General features: G+C 49.1%; 23 protein-coding genes and 1 pseudogene. 15 read left to right on the top strand and 9 right to left on the bottom strand.

From position 1 onward, the window contains the following. Window positions 1–21: 21 nt before the first annotated feature. Complete coding sequence (locus tag CCY32_RS04480; protein WP_088329396.1) at window positions 22–513, top strand: YbaK/EbsC family protein; 492 nt, start codon at window positions 22–24, stop codon at window positions 511–513. A 40-nt stretch (window positions 514–553) separates the two neighbouring features. On the opposite strand, the gene gloA is transcribed toward CCY32_RS04480, so the two are convergent. Both gloA and CCY32_RS04470 read right to left on the bottom strand, forming a co-directional pair. Beyond that, complete coding sequence (gloA, locus tag CCY32_RS04475) at window positions 554–1,114, bottom strand: lactoylglutathione lyase (RefSeq protein ID WP_088329395.1); 561 nt, start codon at window positions 1,112–1,114, stop codon at window positions 554–556. A gap of 32 nt (window positions 1,115–1,146) precedes the next feature. Continuing rightward, window positions 1,147–2,409, bottom strand: a complete 1,263-nt coding sequence (locus tag CCY32_RS04470; protein WP_246840531.1) for a serine hydrolase domain-containing protein — start codon at window positions 2,407–2,409, stop codon at window positions 1,147–1,149. 154 nt (window positions 2,410–2,563) lie between these two features. Here CCY32_RS04470 and CCY32_RS04465 point away from each other — a divergent pair, with 154 nt between their 5' ends. Then, a complete protein-coding gene (locus CCY32_RS04465; RefSeq protein WP_246840530.1) occupies window positions 2,564–3,952 on the top strand; it encodes an AlkA N-terminal domain-containing protein in 1,389 nt (462 codons plus the stop codon). Next, entirely contained in the window at window positions 3,952–4,416 is a 465-nt protein-coding gene (locus CCY32_RS04460) for a methylated-DNA--[protein]-cysteine S-methyltransferase (protein WP_088329394.1), read from the top strand. The genes CCY32_RS04465 and CCY32_RS04460 overlap by 1 nt, the downstream gene beginning before the upstream one ends. Here CCY32_RS04460 and CCY32_RS04455 read toward each other — a convergent pair. Next, window positions 4,403–5,821 (bottom strand): sensor domain-containing diguanylate cyclase, encoded by a 1,419-nt coding sequence (locus CCY32_RS04455; RefSeq protein ID WP_088329393.1) that lies wholly within the window; start codon window positions 5,819–5,821, stop codon window positions 4,403–4,405. The two genes, CCY32_RS04460 and CCY32_RS04455, sit on opposite strands and share 14 nt — an antisense overlap. Window positions 5,822–5,971: 150 nt before the next feature. Between CCY32_RS04455 and glmU the strand changes: the two genes are divergently transcribed. The 3 genes from glmU to glmS all read left to right on the top strand — a co-directional run bounded on the left by glmU (window position 5,972) and on the right by glmS (window position 10,174). Then, window positions 5,972–7,330 (top strand): bifunctional UDP-N-acetylglucosamine diphosphorylase/glucosamine-1-phosphate N-acetyltransferase GlmU, encoded by a 1,359-nt coding sequence (gene glmU / locus CCY32_RS04450; protein WP_088329392.1) that lies wholly within the window; start codon window positions 5,972–5,974, stop codon window positions 7,328–7,330. Between the two features lie 231 nt (window positions 7,331–7,561). After that, entirely contained in the window at window positions 7,562–8,338 is a 777-nt protein-coding gene (locus tag CCY32_RS04445; protein WP_088329391.1) for a DeoR family transcriptional regulator, read from the top strand. Window positions 8,339–8,341: 3 nt separating this feature from the next. Next, entirely contained in the window at window positions 8,342–10,174 is a 1,833-nt protein-coding gene (gene glmS, locus CCY32_RS04440; RefSeq protein ID WP_088329390.1) for a glutamine--fructose-6-phosphate transaminase (isomerizing), read from the top strand. 89 nt (window positions 10,175–10,263) lie between these two features. Here the strand turns inward: glmS and CCY32_RS04435 are convergent. Both CCY32_RS04435 and CCY32_RS04430 read right to left on the bottom strand, forming a co-directional pair. After that, window positions 10,264–11,417 (bottom strand): IS3 family transposase gene (locus tag CCY32_RS04435; RefSeq protein WP_246840529.1). Its coding sequence is split into 2 segments (ribosomal slippage): window positions 10,264–11,177 and window positions 11,177–11,417, totalling 1,155 coding nucleotides; the frame shifts between segments, so codons are not numbered across the junction. Window positions 11,418–11,797: 380 nt separating this feature from the next. Then, window positions 11,798–14,095, bottom strand: coding sequence for a TonB-dependent receptor (locus CCY32_RS04430; RefSeq protein ID WP_088329388.1), 2,298 nt, complete (start codon window positions 14,093–14,095; stop codon window positions 11,798–11,800). 217 nt (window positions 14,096–14,312) lie between these two features. Between CCY32_RS04430 and CCY32_RS04425 the strand changes: the two genes are divergently transcribed. From CCY32_RS04425 to CCY32_RS04410, 4 genes and pseudogenes are all read left to right on the top strand, one after another. Further along, window positions 14,313–15,590, top strand: coding sequence for a helix-turn-helix domain-containing protein (locus CCY32_RS04425; RefSeq protein ID WP_088329387.1), 1,278 nt, complete (start codon window positions 14,313–14,315; stop codon window positions 15,588–15,590). A gap of 39 nt (window positions 15,591–15,629) precedes the next feature. Beyond that, the gene (locus CCY32_RS04420) at window positions 15,630–18,032 is read left to right on the top strand and encodes a penicillin acylase family protein (protein ID WP_088329386.1); all 2,403 of its coding nucleotides are present in this window, start codon (window positions 15,630–15,632) and stop codon (window positions 18,030–18,032) included. A gap of 97 nt (window positions 18,033–18,129) precedes the next feature. Then, a pseudogene (locus tag CCY32_RS04415) lies at window positions 18,130–18,390 on the top strand (MipA/OmpV family protein); the annotation flags it as partial. Between the two features lie 506 nt (window positions 18,391–18,896). Continuing rightward, entirely contained in the window at window positions 18,897–19,577 is a 681-nt protein-coding gene (locus CCY32_RS04410; protein ID WP_088329385.1) for a DUF2306 domain-containing protein, read from the top strand. A gap of 200 nt (window positions 19,578–19,777) precedes the next feature. Here the strand turns inward: CCY32_RS04410 and CCY32_RS04405 are convergent, their stop codons facing one another. Continuing rightward, window positions 19,778–20,674 carry a LysR family transcriptional regulator gene (locus CCY32_RS04405; protein ID WP_088329384.1) on the bottom strand — a complete coding sequence of 299 codons (897 nt, stop codon included), beginning with the start codon at window positions 20,672–20,674 and terminating at the stop codon, window positions 19,778–19,780. Window positions 20,675–20,798: 124 nt separating this feature from the next. Between CCY32_RS04405 and CCY32_RS04400 the strand changes: the two genes are divergently transcribed. The 4 genes from CCY32_RS04400 to CCY32_RS04385 are packed head-to-tail and all read left to right on the top strand — an operon-like array spanning window position 20,799 to window position 22,664. Next, window positions 20,799–21,407 carry a glutathione S-transferase family protein gene (locus CCY32_RS04400; RefSeq protein ID WP_088329696.1) on the top strand — a complete coding sequence of 203 codons (609 nt, stop codon included), beginning with the start codon at window positions 20,799–20,801 and terminating at the stop codon, window positions 21,405–21,407. An 11-nt stretch (window positions 21,408–21,418) separates the two neighbouring features. Next, a complete protein-coding gene (locus tag CCY32_RS04395; RefSeq protein ID WP_210401680.1) occupies window positions 21,419–21,790 on the top strand; it encodes a nuclear transport factor 2 family protein in 372 nt (123 codons plus the stop codon). Then, window positions 21,787–22,452: a DsbA family protein gene (locus CCY32_RS04390; RefSeq protein ID WP_088329382.1), complete on the top strand. Its 666-nt coding sequence runs from the start codon at window positions 21,787–21,789 to the stop codon at window positions 22,450–22,452. Before CCY32_RS04395 ends, CCY32_RS04390 begins: the two co-directional genes overlap by 4 nt. Next, window positions 22,440–22,664 (top strand): 4-oxalocrotonate tautomerase family protein, encoded by a 225-nt coding sequence (locus CCY32_RS04385; RefSeq protein WP_088329381.1) that lies wholly within the window; start codon window positions 22,440–22,442, stop codon window positions 22,662–22,664. Before CCY32_RS04390 ends, CCY32_RS04385 begins: the two co-directional genes overlap by 13 nt. 389 nt (window positions 22,665–23,053) lie before the next feature. On the opposite strand, the gene CCY32_RS04375 is transcribed toward CCY32_RS04385, so the two are convergent. The 3 genes from CCY32_RS04375 to CCY32_RS04365 are packed head-to-tail and all read right to left on the bottom strand — an operon-like array spanning window position 23,054 to window position 25,481. Beyond that, window positions 23,054–24,163 carry a M14-type cytosolic carboxypeptidase gene (locus tag CCY32_RS04375; protein ID WP_088329379.1) on the bottom strand — a complete coding sequence of 370 codons (1,110 nt, stop codon included), beginning with the start codon at window positions 24,161–24,163 and terminating at the stop codon, window positions 23,054–23,056. A gap of 10 nt (window positions 24,164–24,173) precedes the next feature. Then, window positions 24,174–25,139 carry a permease gene (locus CCY32_RS04370; RefSeq protein WP_088329378.1) on the bottom strand — a complete coding sequence of 322 codons (966 nt, stop codon included), beginning with the start codon at window positions 25,137–25,139 and terminating at the stop codon, window positions 24,174–24,176. Between the two features lie 54 nt (window positions 25,140–25,193). After that, window positions 25,194–25,481, bottom strand: a complete 288-nt coding sequence (locus tag CCY32_RS04365) for a helix-turn-helix domain-containing protein (protein ID WP_088329377.1) — start codon at window positions 25,479–25,481, stop codon at window positions 25,194–25,196. A gap of 104 nt (window positions 25,482–25,585) precedes the next feature. Between CCY32_RS04365 and CCY32_RS04360 the strand changes: the two genes are divergently transcribed. Then, window positions 25,586–25,933: a MerR family transcriptional regulator gene (locus tag CCY32_RS04360; RefSeq protein WP_088329376.1), complete on the top strand. Its 348-nt coding sequence runs from the start codon at window positions 25,586–25,588 to the stop codon at window positions 25,931–25,933. Window positions 25,934–25,961: the final 28 nt, after the last annotated feature.

The raw sequence follows: 25,961 nt of genomic DNA, 5'->3' as shown, positions 1-25,961 counted from the left end.
TCCTGTCAGCGAGTTGATACGATGAAAAACCCACTATCGGCCAGTGCCACCAAAGTGCAGACCTTTCTCCATCGCCAGGGGTATGAGCAGGTTGTCACAGAGCTACCTGATTCAACCCGCAGTGCCGCCGACGCAGCGGCGGCCCTTGGCTGCAACATTGGCCAGATAGCTAAGTCACTGGTATTTGCCGACAGTGAGAGTGGAGATCTCGTGTTGATTGTGGCCAGTGGTGCCCACCAGGTGGATCTGGATAAGGTGCGTCAGCAAACCGGCATGAGCCTGATTCGCGCTGATGCAAAACGGGTGAAAGCGCACACCGGTTTTGCCATAGGGGGGATTCCGCCCATCGCCCATGACCGTGCACTTAAAACCCTGCTCGATACCAGCCTGCAAACGTATCCCCGCTTGTGGGCTGCAGCGGGCACACCCCATGCGGTATTTGCGCTGTCACCGGCCGAACTCAGTGAACTCACCGGCGGCCAGTGGCTGGAGTTAAAGGCCGAAGCGCACTGAGACGCCGTTACCCTGGCAGCCCCCTGCGCACCTTATCTTATTAATTGGCTGACAGATGCTTATCCAGTGCATCGGGTAAAATATCTGGCTGAAAAATCTCTATCCAGTATCCGTCCGGATCCTGAATAAAGGCAATCTGTTTGATACTGCCATCCATCGGACGTTTCACGAAAGGCACACTGAGGTCCTCGAATCTTGCACAGGCGGCTTCCAGGTCGGGCACGGCAAAGCCAATATGCCCGAAGCCTTTGGGCGCATCATTACCGTTGTGGTATTGCAGATCCGCCTTGTTTTCATCACCCCAGTTATAGGTCAGTTCAAGCATCGCCGGTCTTGAGAATGTCTGTTCGGTGCGCGTTGCAATCTCGTTACTCCATTGCTCAAGGGCCTGGGTATCCAGTGCGGCGAGAAAATAGAGTGAAAACGCCATGTCTTCAAAATCCAGCTTGCGCACCAGTGTCATGCCCATGACACGGGTATAGAAGTCGAGGCTGCGGGTCGGAGATTTGATGCGTAGCATGGTCTGATTAAACACAAACCCTTCTGTTGCCGGGTCACGCTGCTCGTTCAGACCCTCGGCCTGTTCAAAATGTCTGCTCATAGAGGCATCTCCTTATTGCGTAGGGGCGCGGTTTAAGGACGGGACTCGGTATTTGCCGAAATAACCGGCGTCGCCGCGCCACGAATTTTTGCCAGTTCAAAGTGCTGACGCCAGAAATTAACAATGATCTCATTAACCAGGTTCGATTCGGCATTCATCAGCAGAATCAGACCAACGCCATGATCCGGCGCGAAACTGATATCCGCGCGGTAGCCCTTCACCCAGCCACCATGATGAGCCAGTCGCTCTCCATCAAAATCATAGATGCGCCAGCCCAGTCCATAATGGGCATCATTCAGATGATCACGCCAATGCCGCCGGTACAGCTCGCGACTGGTGCGCACCCGGGGGGAAATCATCTCTTCGATGGCATAGTCAGACAGGATATGAGGATAATAGCCAAGCATCAGCCTCAGCCACTGGGTCATATCTTTAATACTGGTGTTGATGCCAGCCGCGGGCGCGAAGCGATAGTAGTCCTCACGCACTTTGACCTTGCGCCATTTCCCACGGCCGATCAGCACATGGGGTTCGGCCCAGTTATCATCACCCACCAGAGGGGTTCGGCCAATGCTGGTGCGCTGCATATCCAGAGGTAGCAACAAATGCTGTGTCAGTAACTGGCCGTAATTCTGATGCAATCCCTGATCGAGCCCTTCAGCCACCACACCAAACAAGGCGTTCTGATAGGTATAGCACTGACCGGGTTTACAAATGGGCTGCAGGCCAGCCAGTTCGTTAAGCACCCGTTTAACGGAATAATTCGCCTCAATCAGGTTGTCATAGGCGTTTGGCATGTAACCACTGGACTGACTGATGATATGGTTGAGCGTCAGCGTGTTGGCCAGCTCCGGTAAAAAAGGATAGTCGGGGGCTAGCTTTGAAACCGGCAGGCTCCATTGCAATTTGCCCTGTTCCACCAGCTTAGTGGTCAGCGCCGAGGTGAAGGTTTTGGAGACCGACGCCAGTCTGAAGAGGGTATCGCCATTAATGGGCTGACCGTTGTAGGTACGATTACCATAGGTAAAAACCTGCTCACGTTGCGGGTCTGACACTACGGCAAAGGCATACCCTGGAATATTGCGCTGGCGCACTTCCCGTTTTACATCGCTGGCAAACTGCCCAACCCAATTGTCCTGCGCGACCACGCCGCAGCTCAGTAGCCACAGCATGCCCGCGATACTCCAGTAGCGCATAATGTGTTTTTGGTCTTTTTGTTGTTTACCCAGGATTTTGTCCAGGTACCAGCCTGCTCGAATTGATATCCCCTGCTCAACAGACAGCGTCAGCGGCAAGAGGTTCTGTGATCCTGAGTATTGATGTTCAATGTTGAGTGCATTGTATCACTGACACGACGGCAAAATTAACTTCGTGGCATGGGCTTTTTGTTTCACGCTGTGTAGTGAGCGTAAAAAAGTAGAGGTTGAGTTCCGTTTTCATCGCATATTGATGCGCCAAAGCAGTAGAATCGATATCATTGATCATTCACTGCACGGCGTTATGCATCCATATCAGCGGGCCAGAACAGCAAGAGACAAACGTTTTGACGGCGTTTTTTATGTGGCTGTACGAAGTACCGGTATTTTCTGTCGCCCCATCTGTCCCGCTGTATTGCCCAAGGAAGAAAATGTGCGTTACTACTCCCTGGCAGAGCAGGCCATGGCGGATGGATTCAGACCCTGTCTGCGTTGCCGGCCAGACTCAGCGCCCGGCTCCTGCGCCTGGAAGGGGGTCAATACCACGGTGGAGCGAGCCTTAAACTTAATCCGCAGTGACACACAGCAAACGATTCAGCACATCGCGAGCAGGTTGGGTATTACCGATCGCTACCTGCGCGATTTGTTTCAACAGCACCTGGGCTTATCGCCAAAGCGCTACCAACTGTATCAGCGACTGCTGTTTGCCAAACAACTCCTGCACCAGACACACCTGAGTATTGAGCAGGTTGCTCAGGCAGCGGGCTTCCAGTCTGCCCGGCGCTTGCAGGCCCATGTCAGCAAGCACCTGAAGCTGACGCCGCGGCAAATTCGTGCAACGCCCCGGACACCCGGTCCACTGATGCTGACACTGAACTTCAGACCCCCTTATAATTGGGAGCAGGTGAGAGGTTTTCTCGCCCGACGTGCCATCGCCGACGTCGAACAGGTAGACGACACCTCCTATGCGAGGTACGTGTCGCTGGGCGGACAGCGTGGCCATTTTCATGCCCGCTTTGATGAGCAAAACGCGTGTTTCAGGGTCGAACTGAACATGTCAAAGCTGGACAGGCTGAGTGATGTGATCCATCACATCAGGCGCATACTGGATCTGGATGCCGATATGTCGGTCATCAGCGCGGCGCTGAATGACGCCGGAATACCCGGACGAATGCAGGTTCAGGGCCTGCGATTGCCTGGCGTGTGGGAGCCCTTTGAAGCCGGATGTCGGGCCATACTCGGCCAGCAAATCAGCGTCAAAGCCGCGATAGCCTTACTCAATCAACTGACCGCACTGTGCACACCGTCAGATGACCCGCCGCAGGGATTTCCCAGCGCCGAAACCGTTGCGGCAGTCGATCTCAGTGCGCTAAAAATGCCGGACGCCCGGCGCCAGACACTGCGCGCGTTTGCCCGCTATTGTGCCGCCCATCATGACGAGATTCGGCCCGAGGAACTGCTGAACATCAAGGGAATCGGGCCCTGGACCGTGAGCTATATCAAACTGCGGGGATATTCTGAGCCGGATGTATGGCTGGATACCGATTTAGTGATTAAAAAACACCTGGAAGGCGCCACAATGACGCCTGAGCGCGCCGCCCCCTGGCGCAGTTATCTGACCCTGCAACTCTGGAGCCTTTAATGCACAGTCTTTTTATGCCCACTCCCCTTGGTTTGCTGGCCATACGCGCCAGCGAACACCATGTTCAGCGTATTGAGTTTGTCGATGACGAAGATACAACCCCGGCCGCTGAGCCCCTTTTGATCGAGGCAAAAAACCAGTTACAACAATACTTCGACGGGCAAAGACGCGCCTTCACCCTGCCGCTGGCGGCACAGGGCACAGCATTCCAGCAAACCGTCTGGCAGGCGTTAACCCACATTGACTATGGACAAACGGCGAGTTATGCACAGATTGCGGACGCCATCAGCAAACCCAAAGCGGTGCGGGCGGTGGGCGCCGCCAATGGGCGTAACCCACTGGCCATTGTCGTGCCATGTCACAGAATTATCGGCAAAGATGGGAGTCTGACAGGTTATGCCGGCGGATTAACACGCAAGGCCTGGTTACTGGAACTTGAGCAACGTCATCTCAGTCCTGACTAAAGGCTCTGGACACCACCTGGTTGCGACCACCGTGTTTTGCCTCATACAGGGCTTTGTCCGCACTGTGGATCAGGTCCACCAATGCGCCATATTGCTCGGCATGGGTGACGCCGAAGCTCATGGTGACATCCAGCGAAAGATCACCTTTGGTGATCGGCTGGAACGCCACCGAACGGCGCATTCTTTCAGCCACTTGCGCGGCACTTTGCAAATCGGAGCCGGGTAACAGAATAATAAACTCTTCGCCCCCCCAGCGGCCCAGATAGTCACCTTTACGCAGGCACTCCCCCAAAACATGTGCAATACGGGCAATGACCTGGTCACCCACATTGTGACCGTGATTATCATTAACCGCCTTAAAGTGGTCGATGTCCGCCATAATAAGGCTCATGGCAGTGCCTTCTTCAAGCATGTCATCGAAGACTTTCTCGATGTACAAGCGGTTATACAGGCCGGTCAGACGGTCTGTGTAGATTTTGCTGCTGACATTCTGCTGAATCCGGCGGATCACCAGGCTTAAGAACCACAATACCACCACCAGCACCGTGCCCATTAACAGCACATTGACCAAAAACGTGCGGCTCATTGCCTGGCGTTGGGCTTCCAGCGGACTGATGATAAACAAACGCCATTGCAGCACTTCCAGTGGAATCTCTGTGATCAGCGCTTGCTCTTCATCCAGCTCCACCAGATTGGTCTGGTTCCCCGCCAAGCTCGGGCCTTTATACCAGTCACGATACCAGGCCAAGTCCTGCAATTGTGTACGGTAATTATCACCGCGTGGCTGGAGTTCGGCAAAAGAGGTCAGCACAATTTCATTGGCGCTATTCACAAACACAAAGTCGTAGCCCAGATTCTCATTGTAATGACTGAAGGTCTGCACAAATTCAGACAACTCCAGGCCAATACCCACGAAACCCTGGAGGTTACCATTTTCATCGCGCTGAATAATGTCCATGTACAAACGCAGATCGTCCTGATTGCCAAGGCCAGCAAAGAAGTCGGCCTGACGCGCCTTGAGCCGGAAGTACCAGGGCGTATCCTCCTCATTCAGCGCCATTTCTTCGCCATTGGAATAATACTGGGTTTGGCGAGCCTCACTGGCTATGAAAAATATCAAGCCAAAACGTTCTTGCATGTCTCTAAGAAATGCGCGGATGCGCTCTGGTTCTGCTTCCATATAGGGTTCGAAAATACCGGCCCGCGCAAGTGCCTGCGCCACATGCATTGGCTTCATTAACTCTTCTTCAATTAAGGAGAATACAGTGGAGGTAGCCTGCAACTGTTGCCGGCTTTGGTCGCCGACAATATTGCGAATGGTGTAATAGGAAAGGGTACTGATAATAATGACGACCAGCACAAAGCCAACCAACAGCGCAAATTGTAGAGACCCGAATTTTCGCAATGGCACGACTCCAATGATCTACGTGCAGACTGGACGATACGCCCCGACCCTTCCATAAAAATCGACCAGCAAGAATAATTTCACACCGAGGTACTAACTCAGCCATCCCTTAGTTAGAATAGCAGTGTCGACATAAAACAAGGACTTAACATGGCTTTTTCTGTTGTCATTCTCGCCGCGGGTAAAGGAACCCGCATGAAATCCTCATTACCGAAAGTGTTGCATCCTATTGGTCATAAGCCAATGGTACAGCATATTATTGATACCGTAACGGCATTGGGCAGCGATACCATTCATTTAGTATACGGACATGGTGGCGAGCAGCTGCAACAGGCATTGAGTCACAATACACTGAACTGGTGTCTGCAGGCCGAGCAACTGGGCACCGGCCATGCGGTGCAGCAAGCGGCGGGACAGATAAAAGATGATGAAGACGTACTGATCCTGGTAGGCGATGCGCCACTGATTAAGGTGAGCACCTTACAGACGTTACTGGATGTCAAACAACACGCCGATTTAGCCTTGTTAACGGTCGAACTGGACGATCCCACCGGTATGGGACGGATCATTCGCGACGGTGACCAGGTAAAAGCCATTGTTGAGCACAAAGATGCCACTGAGGCACAGCGCCAGATCACAGAAATTAATACCGGCATGATGATCATGTCCGGCAAAAACCTCAAGCGCTGGCTGGCCAATCTCAGTGATGACAACGCACAGGGTGAATACTACCTGACCGATGTGATTGCCATGGCTGCAGAGGAAGGAAAAACCATTAAAGCGGCCCACCCCACCAGTGCGGTGGAGGTAGAAGGCATCAATAACCGTAAGCAACTGGCGGCCATTGAGCGCGCTTATCAGCATGGCAAAGCTGAAGAGCTAATGATGCAGGGCGTCACCCTGCGCGATCCCGCAAGATTCGACCTGCGCGGAAACCTTGAAACAGGCGAAGACGTGGTGATCGATGTGAATGTGATTGTGCAGGGCAATGTGCGCCTGGGTAACCATGTTGTGATTGGCCCGAACTGCACACTCATTGATTGTGACATTGGCGATCACAGTGTGATTGAGGCCAACAGCATAGTGGAAGATGCAAAAGTGGGCACTCACTGTCAGGTGGGCCCCTTTGCTCGCTTACGCCCCGGCGCCCGCCTGAAAGAAAAGGCCAAGGTGGGCAACTTTGTGGAAATGAAGAAATCGGTCCTCGGCAAGGGTTCCAAAGCCAACCACCTGACCTACCTCGGCGACAGTGAGGTGGGTGACGGGGTCAACATTGGCGCCGGCACTATTACCTGTAATTACGACGGGGTGAATAAGTTTAAAACCATCATTAAAGACGGCGCCTTCATTGGCTCGAATTCCTCACTGGTGGCACCGGCCGTGATCGGTAAGAACGCCACGGTTGGCGCAGGCTCCACCATCACCCGCGAAGTGGATGACGGTGAGCTGGCGGTAGCCAGAGGGAAGCAGCGCAATATTCAGGGCTGGCAACGTCCCGAGAAGAAATAATCTCTCGTTATATCCCCTTATTCCCCCTCGGCCCGGGCTTTCTCTGAACCCGAACCGAGGGGAAAAGAAGGTGTTCACTGACGGGCACCGCGTACGCATTCCATCAAATTGTGCACCACTCGCTGTTACTGACATCTCCTGCTTATTTTTTTACCGGGTGTAAAAAACACTTGCATCAACGGTAAACTTCGCTACCATAACTTTCGATTTGAAATTTATATTTTCGGTTTGATGCAGAAACGAAACACACAACAACGCCGACGCGCCATTATGGATCGCCTGATTTCTCAGGGTGAAGTGAAGGTGGATGCGCTGACGACAGAATTCGCCACCTCAGAGGTCACGATCAGAAAAGATCTCAGTGAGCTTGAGCGAACCGGTTTGTTAGTGCGCAAATATGGCGGCGCCATATTATTGCCCAAAGAGACCAGCGAACTGAATGAGCAAGAAGTTTCGAAACGAAAGAAATCTATCGCACAGGCTGCCAGCCAGCTCATTCGGGATCACAATCGCATTATTATCGACAGTGGCAATACCACATCGGCGTTGCTGCCCTTGCTGAATGACAAACGCGGACTGGTGGTCATGACCAACGCGCTGCACGTGGCCAATCAGCTACTGGAACTGGAAAACGAACCCACGGTACTGATGACAGGGGGCACCTGGGATAACCAGTCGCACTCTTTTCAGGGCAAAATGGCCGAACAAATGCTCAGGGCCTACAATTTCGACCAGGCCTTTGTAGGGGCCGCAGGGCTAGACCCTCATCTGGGCACCACCACCTTCAATGAGCTCACGCAATTATCCAGGGTCATGGCAGATGTGGCGGTACAGGTTATAGTGATGGCAGAGTCACAAAAGTTACAACGAAAAATTCCCAATCTGGAGCTTCCCTGGGGGGATATCTCCATCTTGGTGACCGATGATCAAATACCCGCCGACGCGCGGCGACTAATAGAACAACAGGGCGTTGAAGTAATCTGCGCCACAACACAGACGACGGAGTAAATTATGTGTGGAATCGTAGGGGCAGTGGCCGAACGTAATGTGGTCAGTATCTTACTCGAAGGACTCAAACGCCTCGAATACCGGGGTTACGATTCGGCAGGGGTTGCCGTACTGGACGCAGAAAACAACCTGATCCGCATGCGCCGCACCGGCAAGGTTCAGGAACTGGCGGATGCCATTGCTGCCGACCCCATAAAAGGGTTCACCGGTATCGCTCACACCCGCTGGGCGACTCATGGTGGTGTCACTGAAGCCAATGCGCATCCGCACTTTTCCAATGAACGCATTGCTGTGGTTCATAACGGTATTATTGAAAACTATCAGAGCCTGCGTGAAACCCTGCGCGGGGAAGGCTATGTATTTACCTCAGATACTGATACCGAAACCATCGCACACCAGGTTGAACATGAACTGAAGAGTACCGACAGCCTGCTCAAAGCAGTGCAGAACGCCGTAAGCAAATTCCATGGCGCCTACGGCACCGTGGTGATGGATAAAGCCGATCCCGAAAAAGTGGTAGTCGCCCGTTCAGGTAGCCCCTTGGTGATTGGTCTGGGCATTGATGAAAACTTTATTGCTTCGGATCAGTTGGCATTGTTACCCGTTACCCGGCGCTTCATCTTCCTCGAAGAAGGTGACGTGGCGCAAATTAGCCGTACTCAGGTGCATGTTTTTGATAAAAATGGCAACGAAGTGCTGCGTCAGGTGCATGACTCCGATATTGAACATGATGCCGGCGACAAAGGCGGTTACCGCCATTACATGCTCAAGGAAATCCACGAACAGCCTACCGTAGTGCGCAATACCCTGCAGGACAGACTGACTCAGCAGGGGGTAGATGCACGGATTTTCGGTGCCCGGGCTGAGGATATTCTCAAAGACATTAAGCATGTGCAGATTGTCGCCTGTGGTACCAGTTATCACTCAGGCATGACCGCCCGCTACTGGCTGGAGCAATATGCCAATGTGTCCTGTAACGTCGAGATCGCTTCAGAATTTCGCTATCGCAAATCCTTTGTACACCCCAATAGCCTGCTGGTGACCATTTCCCAGTCCGGTGAAACCGCCGATACCCTGGCCGCGCTGCGCCTTGCCAAAGATTCTGGCTATGCCGCCAGCATGACCATTTGCAATGTGCCTGGCTCCTCATTGGTGCGCGAGTCGGATCTGGCCTTTATGACTCTGGCGGGCGCCGAAATCGGTGTGGCCTCCACCAAAGCCTTCACCACTCAGCTGACCGGACTGATGATGCTGACACTGGCGCTGGGTCAGTTCAATAACATGGATAAAGCGGAGCACGACAATATTATCAAGGCCATGCACAGCCTGCCCGCCAAACTGGAAGAGACCCTGGCCCTGAGTGATGAGATTGAAAAGCTGGCGGAAGAATTCGCCGATAAAAACCATAGCTTATTCCTCGGCCGTGGCGATCAATACCCCATCGCCATGGAAGGAGCGCTCAAGCTTAAAGAAATCTCTTATATCCACGCCGAGGCCTATGCCTCAGGGGAGCTGAAACACGGCCCGCTGGCGCTGATCGACGATGAAATGCCGGTGATCGTAGTGGCGCCCAACAACGAGCTGCTTGAAAAGCTCAAATCCAATGTGGAAGAAGTACGCGCCCGCGGCGGTATCATGTATGTGTTTGCCGACAAAGATGCGCGCTTTGAGAGTGATGACAGCATGCGGGTGATTAACCTGCCCCACGTGGACAGCATCATTGCGCCTATTGTGTATACCTTGCCACTACAACTGCTGAGCTACTATGTGGCCATTATCAAAGGCACTGATGTGGACCAGCCAAGAAACCTGGCTAAATCCGTTACCGTAGAATAAGAAAAGGGCCGCAAGGCCCTTTTTTTGTAAGAGAGTAATAAAGTCTCATACTAAGTATTAAAGTATCATACTGGTAAGGCCTGAGTTTACTAGACACTTTCCATATCCTTAAAATACTGCCGATCATACTTAGTCGGTGACAATCGCCCGTTGTTTGTGTGCCGACGTTTTGGATTGTAAAACATCTCAATGTAATGAAACATCGCTTGTCGTGCATCATCTCTGGTTTTGTATTTGATACGCCTGATCTTCTCCTTCTTTAGATTGCTGAAGAAACTCTCCGCTACTGCGTTATCCCAGCAGTTACCTCGCCGACTCATGCTGGGCTGAACATCCAGTGTATTGAGTAACTTTCTGAAGCTACGACTACTATATTGAGAGCCCTGGTCAGAATGCAGGTAAACCGTATCTGCTGGTTTTCTCCGCCAATAAGCAGCGGTCAGCGCATCCATCACCAGCTCTTCTGTCATTCTGTCACTCATCGACCAGCCAACAATGTTGCGAGCGTATAAATCCATTACGACCGCTAAAAACAAGAAGCCTTCATGCGTATGAATATAGGTGATGTCGCTTACCCACCACTGATTAGGCGTTGTCACAGTAAAATCGCGGTTAAGCATATTGGCAGCAACAACATCCGGCTTTCCGCCATAACGCCCCGTTGGCGCTTTATATCCTCGCTGGGCTTTAATACCGGCTTGCTGCATTAGCCGTAACACTCGGTCACGACCGCACGGGATATTCGCTTCCAGAAGATCTAAATGCAGATTGCGATAGCCATGATGGCCGCCGCTTTCCAACCAGAACTGCTTGATGGCACCAAGTAAACGACTATCATCCTTGTCTCGCTGGCTTTGGGGCTGTTGCAGCCACTCGTAATAGCCACTAGGGTGCAACTCAAGGGCTCTGCACAACAATCTCACCGGATAATCGGTACTACGAGATTTTACGAACGGGTACCGCTCTTTGACTCGCCGGCAAAGAACACCGCGGCTTCCTTTAATATGTCTCGCTCTTGCTGTGTCCGCTTAAGCTCTCGCTTCAGCCTCGCTACTTCTGCTCGAAGATCTTCATCTTCCTGGCGTTTCCTGGGAGACTTTGAGAACACCTTCATCCAGTCATAGAGACTCTTTGTGCTGATATCGAGCAGCTTTGCGACATCAGCAACGCTGTAGCCATGAAGGACAACCTGATTTACTGCTTCTTGTTTAAATTCATCCGAGTAACGGATACCTGAACCCATGATTTACCTCTTATGGTTTAAGTTACATTTTTACCATAAAAAGTGTCGGGAAATCTCAGGCCTTACCAGTTGACTATTTCAAAATTATTATCACAACGCTCACCAAAATGTGGTTTTGGTTCGCCGCTAGCGCTAGGTGAAGTACGAATCGTCGAATTGACAGTGGAATGATGTTTTACCCATTTCTCAGTTTCTGAGCAGAGCCAGCCTATAGTGACCGGCCCCCAAAAATATTTCTTAATAATAAGCCGATGTAATTTGTGGGCCAACCTGCGATCAGAGTTTCTCTGCCGAGAGAGGAATAGTGCGGTCTATTTATCCAGTGATTAAGGTGAGAAAACCGCACACTCACTGACGGTTTTCTCACTTTTGGTCAAAACCTAAAAATAATTGTAGGTTACCGTAATACCAAAGGTACGAGGGGCTTGGTAAACCACTGTCGACAAGCCAAGTTCAGAAATGGACTGATCACGGCGAGTGACGGCAATGTCTTCATCGGCAAGGTTTTTCGCCCAGAACAGCACATCCCAATCGCCCTGAGGCGATACAAAACCTAACTGCGCGTTGATCAAACGACTCGAATCCAACTCCGTTACATCCAGATTTTGCGCGTCTGAGTGCATACTGCTGCGATATGAGTAATTAGCAGAGGCGTACATTTCCCAGTCGGTGTCCAACATGGTGGTATAGGTTGCCGTCATATTAGACGTCACACGGGCCGCACCGGGAAGTTGGTTGCCGGTACAGTCAATGTCTCTGGAACAGTTGGAAAAGTCATCAAAGGCGGCATCTGAATAACCCAAGCTGGCATTAAGTGTCAGGTTACGGGTTGCTCGGAAGTTAACCTCAGCTTCAACACCTTGGCTAGTCGCCGTTGGGCCATTCACAACACGGTTTACCCCTGTTTCGGGCTCTACGACTCGTGTCTGAATATCTTCGTAATCCAAATAAAACGCCGCTAGGTTCAGCCGCAGCCGGCGCTTGAGCAAGTCACTCTTGGCGCCAATTTCATAACTGGTGACTTCCTCACGACCAAAGTCCATCTCAGGGTTGTCAATGTCACCACCAATTGCTGACAGGCTTTGAGGTCGGAAGTTGAACCCTCCTTCTTTGTAGCCGCGGGAGACTTTTCCGTACAGCATACTGTTGTCTGCAACTTGAGCATTTAAACCAAAGGTCCAAGACATAAAATCATCCTCTTGGCGCTGTTGAGTTTCCGGTATATCCACAAAGCCGTTGAGGAAGATGCCAGGTAACGTAGAAGCAAATCCGTCCTGACGGAATATCATGTCTTTTTCCACTTCAGAGAAACGTAGACCTAAGAAACCGCTGTAAACATCATTAAGGTCATAATTAACATTGCTAAAAATGGCTGAGCTTTTAGTGACAACACTGCCACTATTGGTGACCCCTTCTCCGGGTAAGAAACCAAGTGTTTGAGGGAGGGGGGCGGGTAAGCCAGTGGGAATGCCCATAACGCCTGACGGGGTTACGAAGTCCTGAATACTTTCAGACTCGTTGTCTAGGTAGTAAGCGCCAAGTACGTAGCGGAAATCATTCTCGGCCGGTGAAATCAATTGGAACTCTTGAGTAAACTGCTCGGTATTCTCTCCTTGCAAGCCGACGTTGAAGTCTAATGGCATGGCATCCTCGTCATACCCTAGGCTCGCATCATAGATTTTCTTAGCAGTAATGGATTTAAACTCCATGCCTGACGCAAACTGATAACTCACCGTTGCATCTAGCCCCCAGTTATCTCGAAAAACGTAGTGATTGGCGGTGTTTATATTCACCTGCCGAGGGGCATCCGTAATAAAATCTGCGATGTTTACCCCAGCATTAAGGCCCGCAATAAAACCAAGGCCGCGCCCAAAACCCACTAACTTTTCGGCTTCTGGGATGCTGTCGTCTTTGAGGAAGTCAGCGTTAATATCGAGAGTCCACGCATCACTGGGGGTTACTCTAAACTGTACTCGACCACCGAAGCGATCTGCTGTACCGACATCATTGCCTTCGCCAATGTTTTCGCTGTAGCCGTCTCGACTGACCTCGAATAATGAAACCGCCGCGGCAACGGTGTCTTCCACTAAGCTGCCACTGATGTAGCCGTTGAGCTTACGTAATCCATAATTGCCTACCGTCGCTTTAACTTTGCCTTCGGTATAATGGCTTGGCTTGCGGGTGGTAATGTTAATAACACCTAAGTTGGTGTTTTGCCCAAACAAAGTCCCCTGTGGACCTCGTAACACCTCTACTCGTTCGATATTGGTCAGCTCTTGGTTAAAGCCTGAAGGGCGCGCATAGACCACACCATCAACATAGATTCCTAAACCCGGACTCGCCCCTGAATTAAATACGCCATTGGGATTGGATGGGATTCCACGCATGTTAACGGTTGTCGCAAAAGGCGATGCCACAGCCATGGTGAGATTAGGCGTGCTGTGTTGCACATCCTGAAAAGTTTGAATGCCATTGCGATCAAGAGCAGCACTATTCAGCACCGACACCGCCAGCGGCACCTCTTGCAAGTTCTCGCCGCGTTTCTGGGCGGTGACCATGATTTGCTCGACCTCGATGACTTCGTCGACATCCTCACTCTGTTGAGCAAGGGCTTGGCTTGGTACCATGCCTATATAGGCAAGTGTGCTAACGGCAATCGCTGATAGGGCATATTTCACGTGTCTTCTCCTGTTACGGCAAGGTGCATATCATTTTTATTGAAGCGTTATGACGCTTTCACTTAGCTGTTGCTGTGCAATTTTTTCACTAAGCCTTGCCTTAATAACAAAGGAGCACGATACGCTCTTCCGAATTTACAAATTCGCAATAAATAAATGAATAACATGTTCAATGCCGCTATGATCAGGGCTTGGTTGTTCAGCATTACTGTTTGATGTGCTTACTGATATTTCCCAATGGCTAGCAACGCCCTATCTCTTTTCACTGGGCAGCCTTTTGATACTGATCACCGTGTCGATGGGCGTTTGCATTGCCTTTGTCATCTCGCAGAATCAAAGAGTTGACCTCACTAGCCGACGATTTGCGACAGCATTAATCCTTCTTATCTGTGCATTTTCTTTTCAGTTTGTGCTCTTTGATGGACAACCACAGTGGCAAAGAGAGCGCTTTTTCTTCTCTTCATTACAAATGTTGTTTGGTCCACTGCTGTATTTCTACACCTGCAACCTAACACTAAGCGAGTTCCAATGGCGGGGGCGTTATTGGTTGCACTTTTTACCCGCGCCACTGCTGATGCTTTTATGGTGGTGGCAGAGCCCCGTGCAGAATATGCATACGCTGGCAGAGGCATGCTACTTGGCCAATGACTGTGAGCCACTGATTGCTCATCGAGGTTTGTACCGCTGGGCCGCGTTCATTTCTATTGGTGTCTATGCTTTTTTAGCGCTAAAAACCTTGCGCCAACATACCCAACACATCAAAGCCCATTTTTCCGCCATTGAAGATCTGCAACTACGATGGCTGCAAGTACTGGCGTACTTTATGTTGGCTGGGGCGGGACTTTCGGCCTGTTACGACTTATTGGGATTTATGGGCCAAGTTCAGCGCTATGTGCATTCTCCTGTCTATGCGTTAGGCTCGACCTTAGTCATGTTGCTGTTTGCGTGGTTTGCCATCCATCAAACCAAGGCAGACGGCGGATTCATTGAGCCCTCGCCGACAAAGGCGGCTCAGACAAAAGAGACTGTTCAAAGCTCATCTTCACTTACGAAGGAAGTAGAGAGCAAATACCGCACGAGCAGCTTAACACAAGAGTCGGCGTCTCTCCTTTGGCAGCAAATCTGCGACTATATGCAAAATGAGAAAGCGTACCTACAACCTGGCTTAAAAGTCGCCGACATTGCTAGTGTGCTAGAGCACCCTACACATCATATTTCAGAGACCATTAATGGTTACGCTGGACGTTCATTTTATGATTTAGTTAATCGCTATCGGGTGGTTGAAGCAGCTGACCGTCTTGCATCTCAACTCAACACGTCGGTTACCGAGGTCGGTTTTGACGTTGGTTTTAACTCAACCTCGACTTTCTTTACCCACTTTAAAAAACACTTCGCCAGAACCCCGAAAAAATATCGCCAAGAACTGAGCAAGGGAAATAAGGAAATTCTTTCGGATTTGCAAAAAGAGAAGAATTCCCTACGCAATATCGGCTAAAAGAACACTTCAGCTATTGGCCGTAAATAAAGGGTTAGCATGAAAAAATGGATTCTCATCGTTATTGCTTTCGTCGCCGCCGCGCTTGCCGCTGCACAGTGGTTAAACCAAGTTAATGATTACAAAACCAATGGCGAACTCCGCCTAGAAATCTTAGATGCTGGCGTTACGGTGACCCGAGACGAGCGAGGCATTGCACACATCGCAGCGAGTAACAAACGCGATATGCTGCGCGCGCAGGGTTTCATTACGGCGCAAGACCGTCTGTTCCAAATGGAATTCTTCAAAATGCTGGCTAAAGGCCGCCTTTCTGAATTGATCGGTGAGGCAGGACTGGCTTCTGATAAAAAAATGCGCGTCATAGGCTTGTGGCACAACGCCCGCAAAATGGCAGCTCAATTCTCTCCCGAGGTTAAGCAGTTCGTTGGCGATTACCTTGATGGTGTTAACGCGTATATCGCCACCCAAGAGCGCGAATTCCCGATCGAACTCTCATTAATGGGTCATACCCCAAAGCCATGGACCTTGGCTGATACTGCCGTGCTTCTTCAATACATTTCATTGCAACAATCGAAGAATATGAAAGCTGAGGCCGTGGCTCAGTCATTGATCGATACGGTGGGAGCAGAACGTGCGGCGACCTTGCTATCAATTAATGTGAATCCCGATCGCACACCAGCGGCGCTATCGGTTAAGTTACCCAAAAACAATTTTGACAATGAGGTCACGCTAACGAAGCGCATATCGCCAGTTACCCCCTTAACAATGCACGACTTTCTGGCACCTATTGAGGTAGGGTCGAATAATTGGGTTGTTGGGCCCACTCGCTCAGCCAGCGGCGCGGCCATTGTGGTCAACGACCCCCATCTCGATGCGAGGTTGTTGCCTGGCGTTTGGTATCCGATCAGTATGAGCACACCAGACTTTCATGCTTCGGGAGCCGCATTACCGGGCCTTGGCGGCATGGTTATTGGTCGAACCGATCGTGTGGCATTTGGTGTCACTAACGCCTATGGCGATGTTCAAGACTTATTTATTGAACGCATCGCAACAGATTCTGATGCGCATTATTTAGAAGGAAATCAGCGGATTCCGTTTAACAGCCGCGAGGAAGTGATCCGCATCAAGGATGAAGACGCCGACAGCGGCTTCCGTGAGGAAATCATCACCGTACGTTCTACTCACCGCGGACCTGTAGTGTCAGACCACGGCATCATAGACCTTGGTGATCGGGTAGTCACGTTACGTTGGGGAGCGGCGGTGGCGTTCGATCGAGACATTGGTTTCGATAAATTATTGTTTGCACGCTCTGCATCGGAGGTTCGTGACGCCGTTAAATCAATCGATATCCACATGTTCAATTTTGTATTTGCCGATGTAGACGGTAACTTTGGTCGCCTCGCCAGTGGGAAAATCCCCATCCGTCGTTTCGGCGCCGGTGCTCTACCGGTTCCCGTGACGGACTCTAAACCTCATTGGTACCGCTGGATACCCAAAGACGACATGCCCGGTGAATTCAACCCTGACCGGGGCTGGACTGGCACTGCCAATAATGATACCCGCCCCACCAATTATCCCTACACCTACTCAACCTACTTCTCGCCATCTTATCGATACGATCGCATGATTGAATTAATGGATGGTAAACAGTCGATCAATGCAGATGACCATTGGCGCTTTATGCACGACGTTAAGAATTTGCATGCCAAGCGCATTGTTCCCATGCTGATACCACTGCTGAAAGAAGCCGAATACAAGGAATTCGCCGAAACGCTTACCAATTGGGATTATATGGATACCACCACGAGCAGGGCGACGTTGCTTTTCCAAACACTCTATCAGGAGCTGGCGCTCGCCACATATGAGGATGATCTCGGTGAAGTGCTAACGGCGGATATGTTGAATCTTTGGTATTTTTGGCAAGAACGCTTCGATCATCTGCTTGTTAGTGAGCCACATAGCATCTGGTTTGATAATCATGCGACAAAAAACACCGTCGAAAACCTGGCCGATGTAGTCATTGCTGCGGCTAAAGCCACAGAACAGCGCCTCAAACAATACGATGACAATGCCGTTTGGGGCGACGTGCACCGTGTGAAATTTGTCAGCCCAATGCGGCGCTCTGGTTTCGGCAGCCGTTGGGTTGGGGGTGGAGACTACCCTATGTCCGGCAGTAGCGATACGATTCGTCGCGCTCGCTATGACTTTGATCAGCCCTTCGATACGGCCTTTTTTGCGTCCTACAACTTAGTCAGTGATATGGCAGAGCAGCAGGCTATCCTAACCGCGCTCCCCGGCGGTGTCGCTGCACGAATATTTCATCAGCACTATGACTCAGAGATCCCTGCATGGATCTCAGAACAAGCCTCCAGCACACCCATTACTCGTGAAGCCGCGCAGGCTTCTGCAACGTCCAAACTCCAACTGTTGCCCTCAGAGTAATCTTCTTAACCGCAGGTGTACTCAGCATCTGCAGTTTAATCAGCCGGTATGAGCCCCATCACAGCCCAAGCCATACGAAGTAAACTTCGTTGCAGTTTTTCATGACAGTGAATACGCGAATAATGGCTTTGGCATAGATGCAATACAAGCTGCCGCTTCAGGTTTGGATGCCACCACACTAAGCGGTGGATTACGGTCTATTGGCGTTGATTATAGTTTCCGGCATTACATCAATGATAATTGGCAGATTTACGGTGAGGCACTTTTCGAATACTACAGCAGCGACGTTCGTGAGAGCCCAATCGCACGAAGTAATTATGAGACCGAAATCGGTGTTGGATTCATTTATATATTCTAACGTCACTATTCACCTGAAGTAGGAGAAAGGCCCCAGGGCCAATGCCGATAAGTTAAGAATTTAGTGTTCACTTGATCAACTCTTAGAAGACTTCATAATCCGGTATCAGGCAACGGGTATCGGATTTTTCTAATGCAACTCCACGCACCCGTAATACTCCATTTAACGCGAGCTCTTAATCTCACCCGCTCGCAAAATCATCATCATTTCCAGATCCGACGATATGAGATAAAGCGCCTGCTGAAGAAGTTTTTGCAACAGTAAAAAACCTTGATCACCTCATGAGTAAAAGATCTAATTCCATATTGGAAATGTGATATTTCCAGATTGCCTCTTAATGAAATTAGTTATCAAGACTATATTCTTCCTACCGGATGCCTGATGGGATTAATCGCCATACCGAAAAAAACAGGGGAAATTCAAAGCAATAAAAACAAATATTTTTCGGTAAAAATAACAACAAAAAACACCCTGGTTAACTAATCATTAAAAAGCGGATAAGACAAATGAGTTATAGCATTTTACTTTATGGTCATGTGGTCGTAGGAGCCATCGCACTAATTTCAGGTGCAATCGCCTTGATAGTTGCAAAGGGACAGAAGCGTCATAAATTGTCTGGTACGTGGTTTGTTTACACTATGCTGGCTATGGCCTTATCAGGTTTATTTATGGCATCACTCGCCCAGGTTTTTATCACCGTCTTATCTGGAGCTCTTACCTTGTACCTGGTGCTATCCGGCTGGATTTCAATCAAGAGAGATCTTCCGACAAAGAAAGAATGTGAGTTAGGGCTGTTGTTTGTTGGTGTGCTGGTTTTGATATTTGGTACCTATTTGTCAATGAAAGCCTTTTCAGGTATTACTGATAACTTAGGTAGCTTCCAAGTTCCCCCAACGGTCTATTATGTTTTTACTGCTATCTGTGCTGTTGCTGTATTGTCTGACATTCGCTATTTACTTGCACCTAAAACTACCCGGAGCTTCCTATTAGTAAGGCATATTTGGAGAATGTGTTTCCCTTTATACATCGCAGCGAGTTCCTTCTTTATGGGTCAGCAACGGGTCTTCCCTGAATCTTTGCAAGGGACTTTTTATCTTACCATCCCTCCACTTCTTGTGATTTTCTGCATGATTTTCTGGATGCTGAGAGTAAAACTGAATAAGTTCAAAATTAAACCTGGTGTTTAATAAAGCCTTAGTTATTGATATTGAGCTACCCCTTAAAAACCGCACCGCGATATAGATGAGATTCTCAATAGTATGTAGTGAAAGAGCAAGTATCAACGCCCAATTCGAGGAAGTAATCTACACCTTTACCATTACATTTGCGTAGCCCGTTTTTTTCAGTTAGTGCTGATAAAAGAAATTTATTTTATTCGACTGAGCACTTAAAAATAGCGTGTCTGGCGCTCATTCCTTTCAAACCAATTTTCTATAAAGTCAATACACTTAGTTAAAATAGGAAGGGTGTGTTTTCTGTTTGGGTAAAGTGCATATAGAGTCAGTTTAGGTTTGTTGAACTCTTCCAGAACCTCGATGAGATTGCCACTCTGCAAGCCTGGCGCAGCGACAAAACTAGGAAGAAAGCCAACTCCAAGTCCTGACTCTATAGCGTCTCTCATAAATAACGTATTGTTGACACGTAAACTACCATCTACCTTTACACCTCCCGCTATGGGCCAATCGTTTCCTCCCTTAAAGTAACTGTAAATGAAGCAATTATGTTGCTTTAGGTCTTCTGGCCTTTGAATTTTTGGATGCGCTGCCAAATACTCTCTAGAGCCACAAACATGATATGAAAAAGCCTTTAGACGCTTACCGATATAATTTGAATCAAACTGTTTGCTGCTGGCGCGGAACCCTAAATCAAAACCGTGTTCTATGAGGTCGATATCTTCATCCCCAAGATGAACATCAAGTTTTACGTCAGGAAATGCCTTCATATAATCGGATAGGACCAAACCCAGGTCCGTCATACCCAGAACCATAGGGACGTTGATTCTCAGACTTCCCCGCATGCTGGTTTGCATCTGTTGCACATAAGATTCGGCGTCTCTGATTTGAGATAATATTTCTTTACACCGATTTAAATACCCCTCACCGATGCTAGTCAGCTTCATTTTGCGAGTAGAACGATGCACCAGTCTCGCACCAATCTCATGTTCGAGTTTCTGTATTTCCTTGCTCACCATAGATGACGTTGAGCCAATCTCTTCAGCGACAGCAGCGAAACTACCTAAATCCGCCAGGCGAGTGAACAGGAACATTCCTCTGAGTTTATTCATAATGGTTTATTTGTTCCAAAATGGCACTATTGCTATTCCATTGATGCTATTTATTGCTCTAATTGGTTATAGCACCATAGCACCTGTAGCACTACTGCTAACAACAACTGATGAGGATTCAACTATGTATTCACTCTACTTTTCACCAGGTGCGTGCTCACTTGCGACCCACACAATTCTTAATATGTTGAATCAGAAAACAGAACTGATTCATGTGAGCAATGTAAAAAATTTCGAAGCAGTTAACCCCAGTAAAATGGTGCCCGTTCTGAAAGACGGGGATACTTACTTAACTGAAGGTGCGGCAATTATCTTATACCTGTTAGAAAAACATGAAAACAATCTCATGGCAAAGGCAGGCGCGTCGCGACAAAAGGCTATCGAGAATATGATGCTGGCAAATGCAACGATGCATCCTGCATATGGCAGGTTGTTTTTTGCAAGTGCCAACATGGAAGAAGGAAAAGCAAAGGATGATTTCTTCAAAGCTGCAGCAGAAACGATTGATAAAATTTGGCTCTCTGTAGAGAACAAAATATCTGAAGGTCCCTTCCTTGGAGGTCACAGCGTTTCTCCAGCAGATATACTACTGACGGTATATTCGGACTGGGGCCAGTACTTCCCTGTTGATATTAATATAGGACCAAAGGCCCAACAAATGATTAAGTTGGTTCAGCAAAGCGAAGCTTTTAAGTTAGCGTCACAAAAGGAAGCCGACACGGTCGCCAATTAGGAGTTGGGATAGTGAACACGAGCGGAGATATAACGAGAGTTGAAGTGGTCGTACAGAAGTACTTCGACGGCCTTCATAACGGAGATGTCGAGTTGCTGTCCACATTATTTGCATCGGATTGTGCACTCAAGGCTCCGGGTATTCGAAGATCTAAAGACGAGTGGTTAGAAATGGTGCAAAGCAGGCCTATACCGGCTTTGCGAGGAGACCAGCTCAGGTCGAAGATTTTGTCGATTGAGATCATCGGCGACCAGGCGATGGTCAAAGCCTTCGTACCTGTTCTCGATAGAATTTATATCGACTATTTGGGCCTGCTGAGGGAAGACCAAGAGTGGCTAATCGTAAACAAGATGTATGCTGATTATCCGAAGGGGTGCACATGAGAAAATTAAAAGTCGAGATCATTCACGATTTTGCTTGTTCATGGTGTGCAATTGGATACAAACATTTGACAGATGCTGCCAATGATCTGGGGATCGAGTTAGACATTGGTTTTATTCCCCATGAGCTGAACCCAGAAATGGGGACGGAGGGAATGGAGATAGACAGGTATTTCCATGTTAAACATGGATGGTCTCAGCAGGAGCATGATGAATATCGGGCTTCGCTTATTGCGACTGTGAAAGCAGTTGGTGCCAACATAGATTTTGAGTACAGGACGCATTACTTCAACACAAATCTTGCGCACAGGCTTCTCGCTCGTGCAGGTGAGATAGGTGTTGCAGTGGAACTCTATGAGAAGATATTGACCGCGTATCATTCTTTCGGTGAGAACATTAGTGACCCTTTGGTCTTATCGGAGCTTGCGAAAGCAGTTGGAATGACGGATATGGCAATTCTTAGTGTATTAGACGTTAGTAAAACTAATACAGCGTACGAGCGTCTCCTTAATAGGAAAAAGAAGTTCAGGGTACGTTCGGTGCCAACTTGGGTAATTGATGATGAGAATCTCGTCACCGGTTCAAATTCACGTGAATTTTTTAAAGACTGCCTTTCTGAATACAGTCAGTCGATAGAGTATGAGGAAAAAATATGCCATATGTAAACATCCAAATCACTAAAGAAGGCGGGCCTGATGGCAAAGGTGCGACCACAGAGCAGAAGAAGAAATTGATTGCCGGTGTCACTGATTTATTAAAAAATGAATTAGGTAAAAGCCCGGCAACTACCCATGTGGTGATATCTGAAGTAGATCTCGAAAATTGGGGTGTGGGAGGGTTAGCCGTAGAGGACTATCGACGCTCACAGTTGAGTTAGTCTCGGCTTAATCTGACATATCTTCTTGAAAAGATGAGAGTTGCCCATTTTGATAAAGGTGCCGAACCTTTAATCAAAACAGAACAGGTAACTCTCATCTTGGGTCTGGTAGCAAATGTGTGTAACGATGAAAAGCGTCAGGCACTGACCGCAGCAATGGCGGCGTTTGCCAGAACGTCCAAGCTTAGCATTGTGGCAGAGGGCATTGATTACTTTCAGGGTAACCACTTCAGCGCCCCGTTTAAATCACCGGCTTGTTTTTACCCTTTTTGCCCAGAAGTACATCAAGGTAATGTGCCGGTCTTTTACCTCGCCGCCCGGCCTGCTCTCTTTTCTCGGCGAGGTAAATACCTTATATCCGGATCCCCACTTTGGTTAACACATCGGTGTTAGAGTACGTTGAGTGCTGAGGCTAGATGCTTGCCCAATTGTATGCACTCCTCGTGATCCCATCTGGCCAGTTGTCCCGCTTTTAAAATGGGCTTAAATGCCGCTTCCAGTAATAATGAGGGCACACCAAACTGCTTACTGACAAACTGCGTTGCCGTCTGCTGACCACATTTGCTCCCACAGGTTGACGCGCCGCATCCCCTTTTCTGGGAAGCATAGTCATATTGCGTCTGAAAATTGCTATCCAGCCTCGCCAATACCTGTTTAACCTGCTCTCCCTGAGGATGGCCATCTTCAACCATAATGAAATTGTGCGGTATGGCTTCATCACCGTGCAGATCAACAAACCCATCAACACCAATTTTTGTCATCGCTTGCCTGACCCACATGACTTCAGGGCATTGACTATGTTCCGACGACGCCCATTGACGATTTAAATCTGCCCCTGAAGCATTGGTTCTGTGATTACCCAGCGCAGCGCCATCCGGGTTCATGTTAGCCACCAGATAAAAACTGACACCTGACACTGAGTCTTCTTCGCCAGCATACCTTTCGGCCAGTTCTTGTATCAGCCCTTCCATTACCCACTGGGCCATGGTCTCACCCGGATGTTGCCGGGCAATTATCCAAAGTTTCTTGTTGTTTGGATGACCATCACCAAAACGCAGTAATTCAATATCGCGACCTTGTACTGTCTTGCCCAGCACCTCTTTGCTGATGGGTAGGCTGGACTGCAGCGACGTAATAAGCTGCTCATGTCGTGCTGCCAGATAAGGCACAAAATAGGCATAGTAGATGGTTCTGTGCGCCACATCCTGGGTTAGCCTGAGCTCTCCGTCTGCAAAGGTGGTGTTAACCCGGAACCAGTTCTCCTGATCATAAGAGGCAAAAGCCTGGTAACCCTCCCATGCTCCGGTAAAACTTACATCTGCCGCATTCAACAAGCGCACGGTCTGCAACGCCGGACTGTCAGACTCCACAGCAAAGTAAAACCACTGTCGTGCACAGGCCTGGTTGTCTTTATCTATCTCTAGCTGAATATCCTCAGCGCTATCGGCCTTAATGACACGAATAGCACCGCCTTCAAAGTCAGAGTGAATATGAATCATAGTGTGCTCCTTAATACACAGATAAGAGTTCAATGGTGAAGCCGGTAATACAGGCCGTCGCTAAAACAAGAAAGATAAAAGCCAACAGCAACGGCCAGTGAAACATTTTTTTCAACATGATCATTTCAGGCAGACTGGCCCCCGCGCCGGCAATGGTCAGTGACATCACCGCCCCGGTACTCAATCCTTTGGCAATAAGGGATGCTGCAATTGGAATCATGGTGGATGCACGAACATAAAGGAAAATGCCAATAAGGGCGGCCAACGGAATCAGCAACAGAGACGGCAGTGTTGCCAGGCGCTCAAACAGAGAAACCGGCACGAACCCATGCAATGCCGCACCCACGGCAACACCGATAACCATGTAAGGTAATAATTCGGTAAGTTGTTTGAAGGCACCTTTCGCCAGCAGGTTAAACAAAGCAACGTTCTGAGGCTGTTTGCGGACGTTAGTCGGTTCGCTTTTACATTGGCTATTACAATTGCTGTTAGTGTTACCTTCAGTCTTCTCAGGCGCTGAATCACATCCAGAGGCACCTTGCAGGATCTCCGGCCGGATAAAACGCTCAAAACGATAATGTTGAAGTAAAAAGCCTGACAAACTGGCTATCGCGATAACACTGATCGCGTAAACAGCGGTCACCTTGGCACCGAAGGTGATCCAGAAAAGAGAAAACACGAAAGGGTTAAGCAGAGGTGAGGTGATCAAAAAGGCCATCAAGGGCCCGAACGCCGCCCTGGCTTTGAGTAACCCCACCATCATAGGTAGTGTCGAGCAGCTGCAAAATGGTGTCAGCGCTCCCAGACTCATAGCTATCCCGTACCCCCGGTTTCCCGATAAGAGGCCTGTAACCTTATGGCTGGGCAAATAATGATTGACCGCACTCACAATAAAACTGACCGCCAGAAACAAGAGCGCCAGTTCAGTGAAGGTCGAGATAAAAAAGTCTATTGCGGCTTGCCAGTTATTGTTCATTTTCATTACCTTATATCTATATTTCTAGTTTAATCGAATTATTAGTTAAATAGTTTACGCATCCACACAGCATTCAGCAGAGAGGAACTGCATTAACTTATCCAGCTGCTGGTACTGTGCCTTGCATCGTAATACCCGACCCTCGCGGGTCTGACTCACCAGACCAACGCGCACCATCCGGCTAATGTGGTGCGACAGGGTCGATCCCGGAATATCCAGCTTCTCCTGAATGGCCGATACCGCCAGTCCATGTTCACCCGCCCTTACCAGAATCCGATAGATCTCGAGGCGTGTCACATGGCCCAGTTCAGCCAGTTGTGATGCTGCAGTATTAATGTTCATGCCGGGAGCATATCGATCTCAGACTCTGACGTCAATATATTTCTAGAATAATAGAAATGTTTTATACTCTGCTTTCTTCGAGGCTAAGTATTGAAACGACAATCATGAAAATAGGCAGCGTAAGTGAACAAACAGGATTGAGCATACATACCATCCGCTACTACGAGAAGCAGGCCCTAATACGACCGGCGCCTAAAGACGAGAGTGGTCACAGAGCGTATTCAAAAAAGGATGTTGAAGTGCTGAATTGGCTGGTGTGTATGAAAAATTCCGGCATGCCCCTGAGTAAGATCAAGGCTTACACCCATGCCTTTTATGCCAAAGATGCACCAGCCTGTGTTGAACAGCTGGAAACCCATTTGCGCCATTTAATCGATCAGCAACAGAAAATTGCCCATTACATTGAGGTAACCGAGCAAAAAATACATCGCCTAAAAAAGCGCTTGACCTAGAGTATGCTTCAGGTCGTTAGCCTGACTC

The organism is Lacimicrobium sp. SS2-24, assembly GCF_002201535.1.
GTDB lineage: Bacteria > Pseudomonadota > Gammaproteobacteria > Enterobacterales > Alteromonadaceae > Lacimicrobium.
Note: the sequence above shows the minus strand (reverse complement) of the source record. Positions and strands in the feature narration are given on the sequence as shown.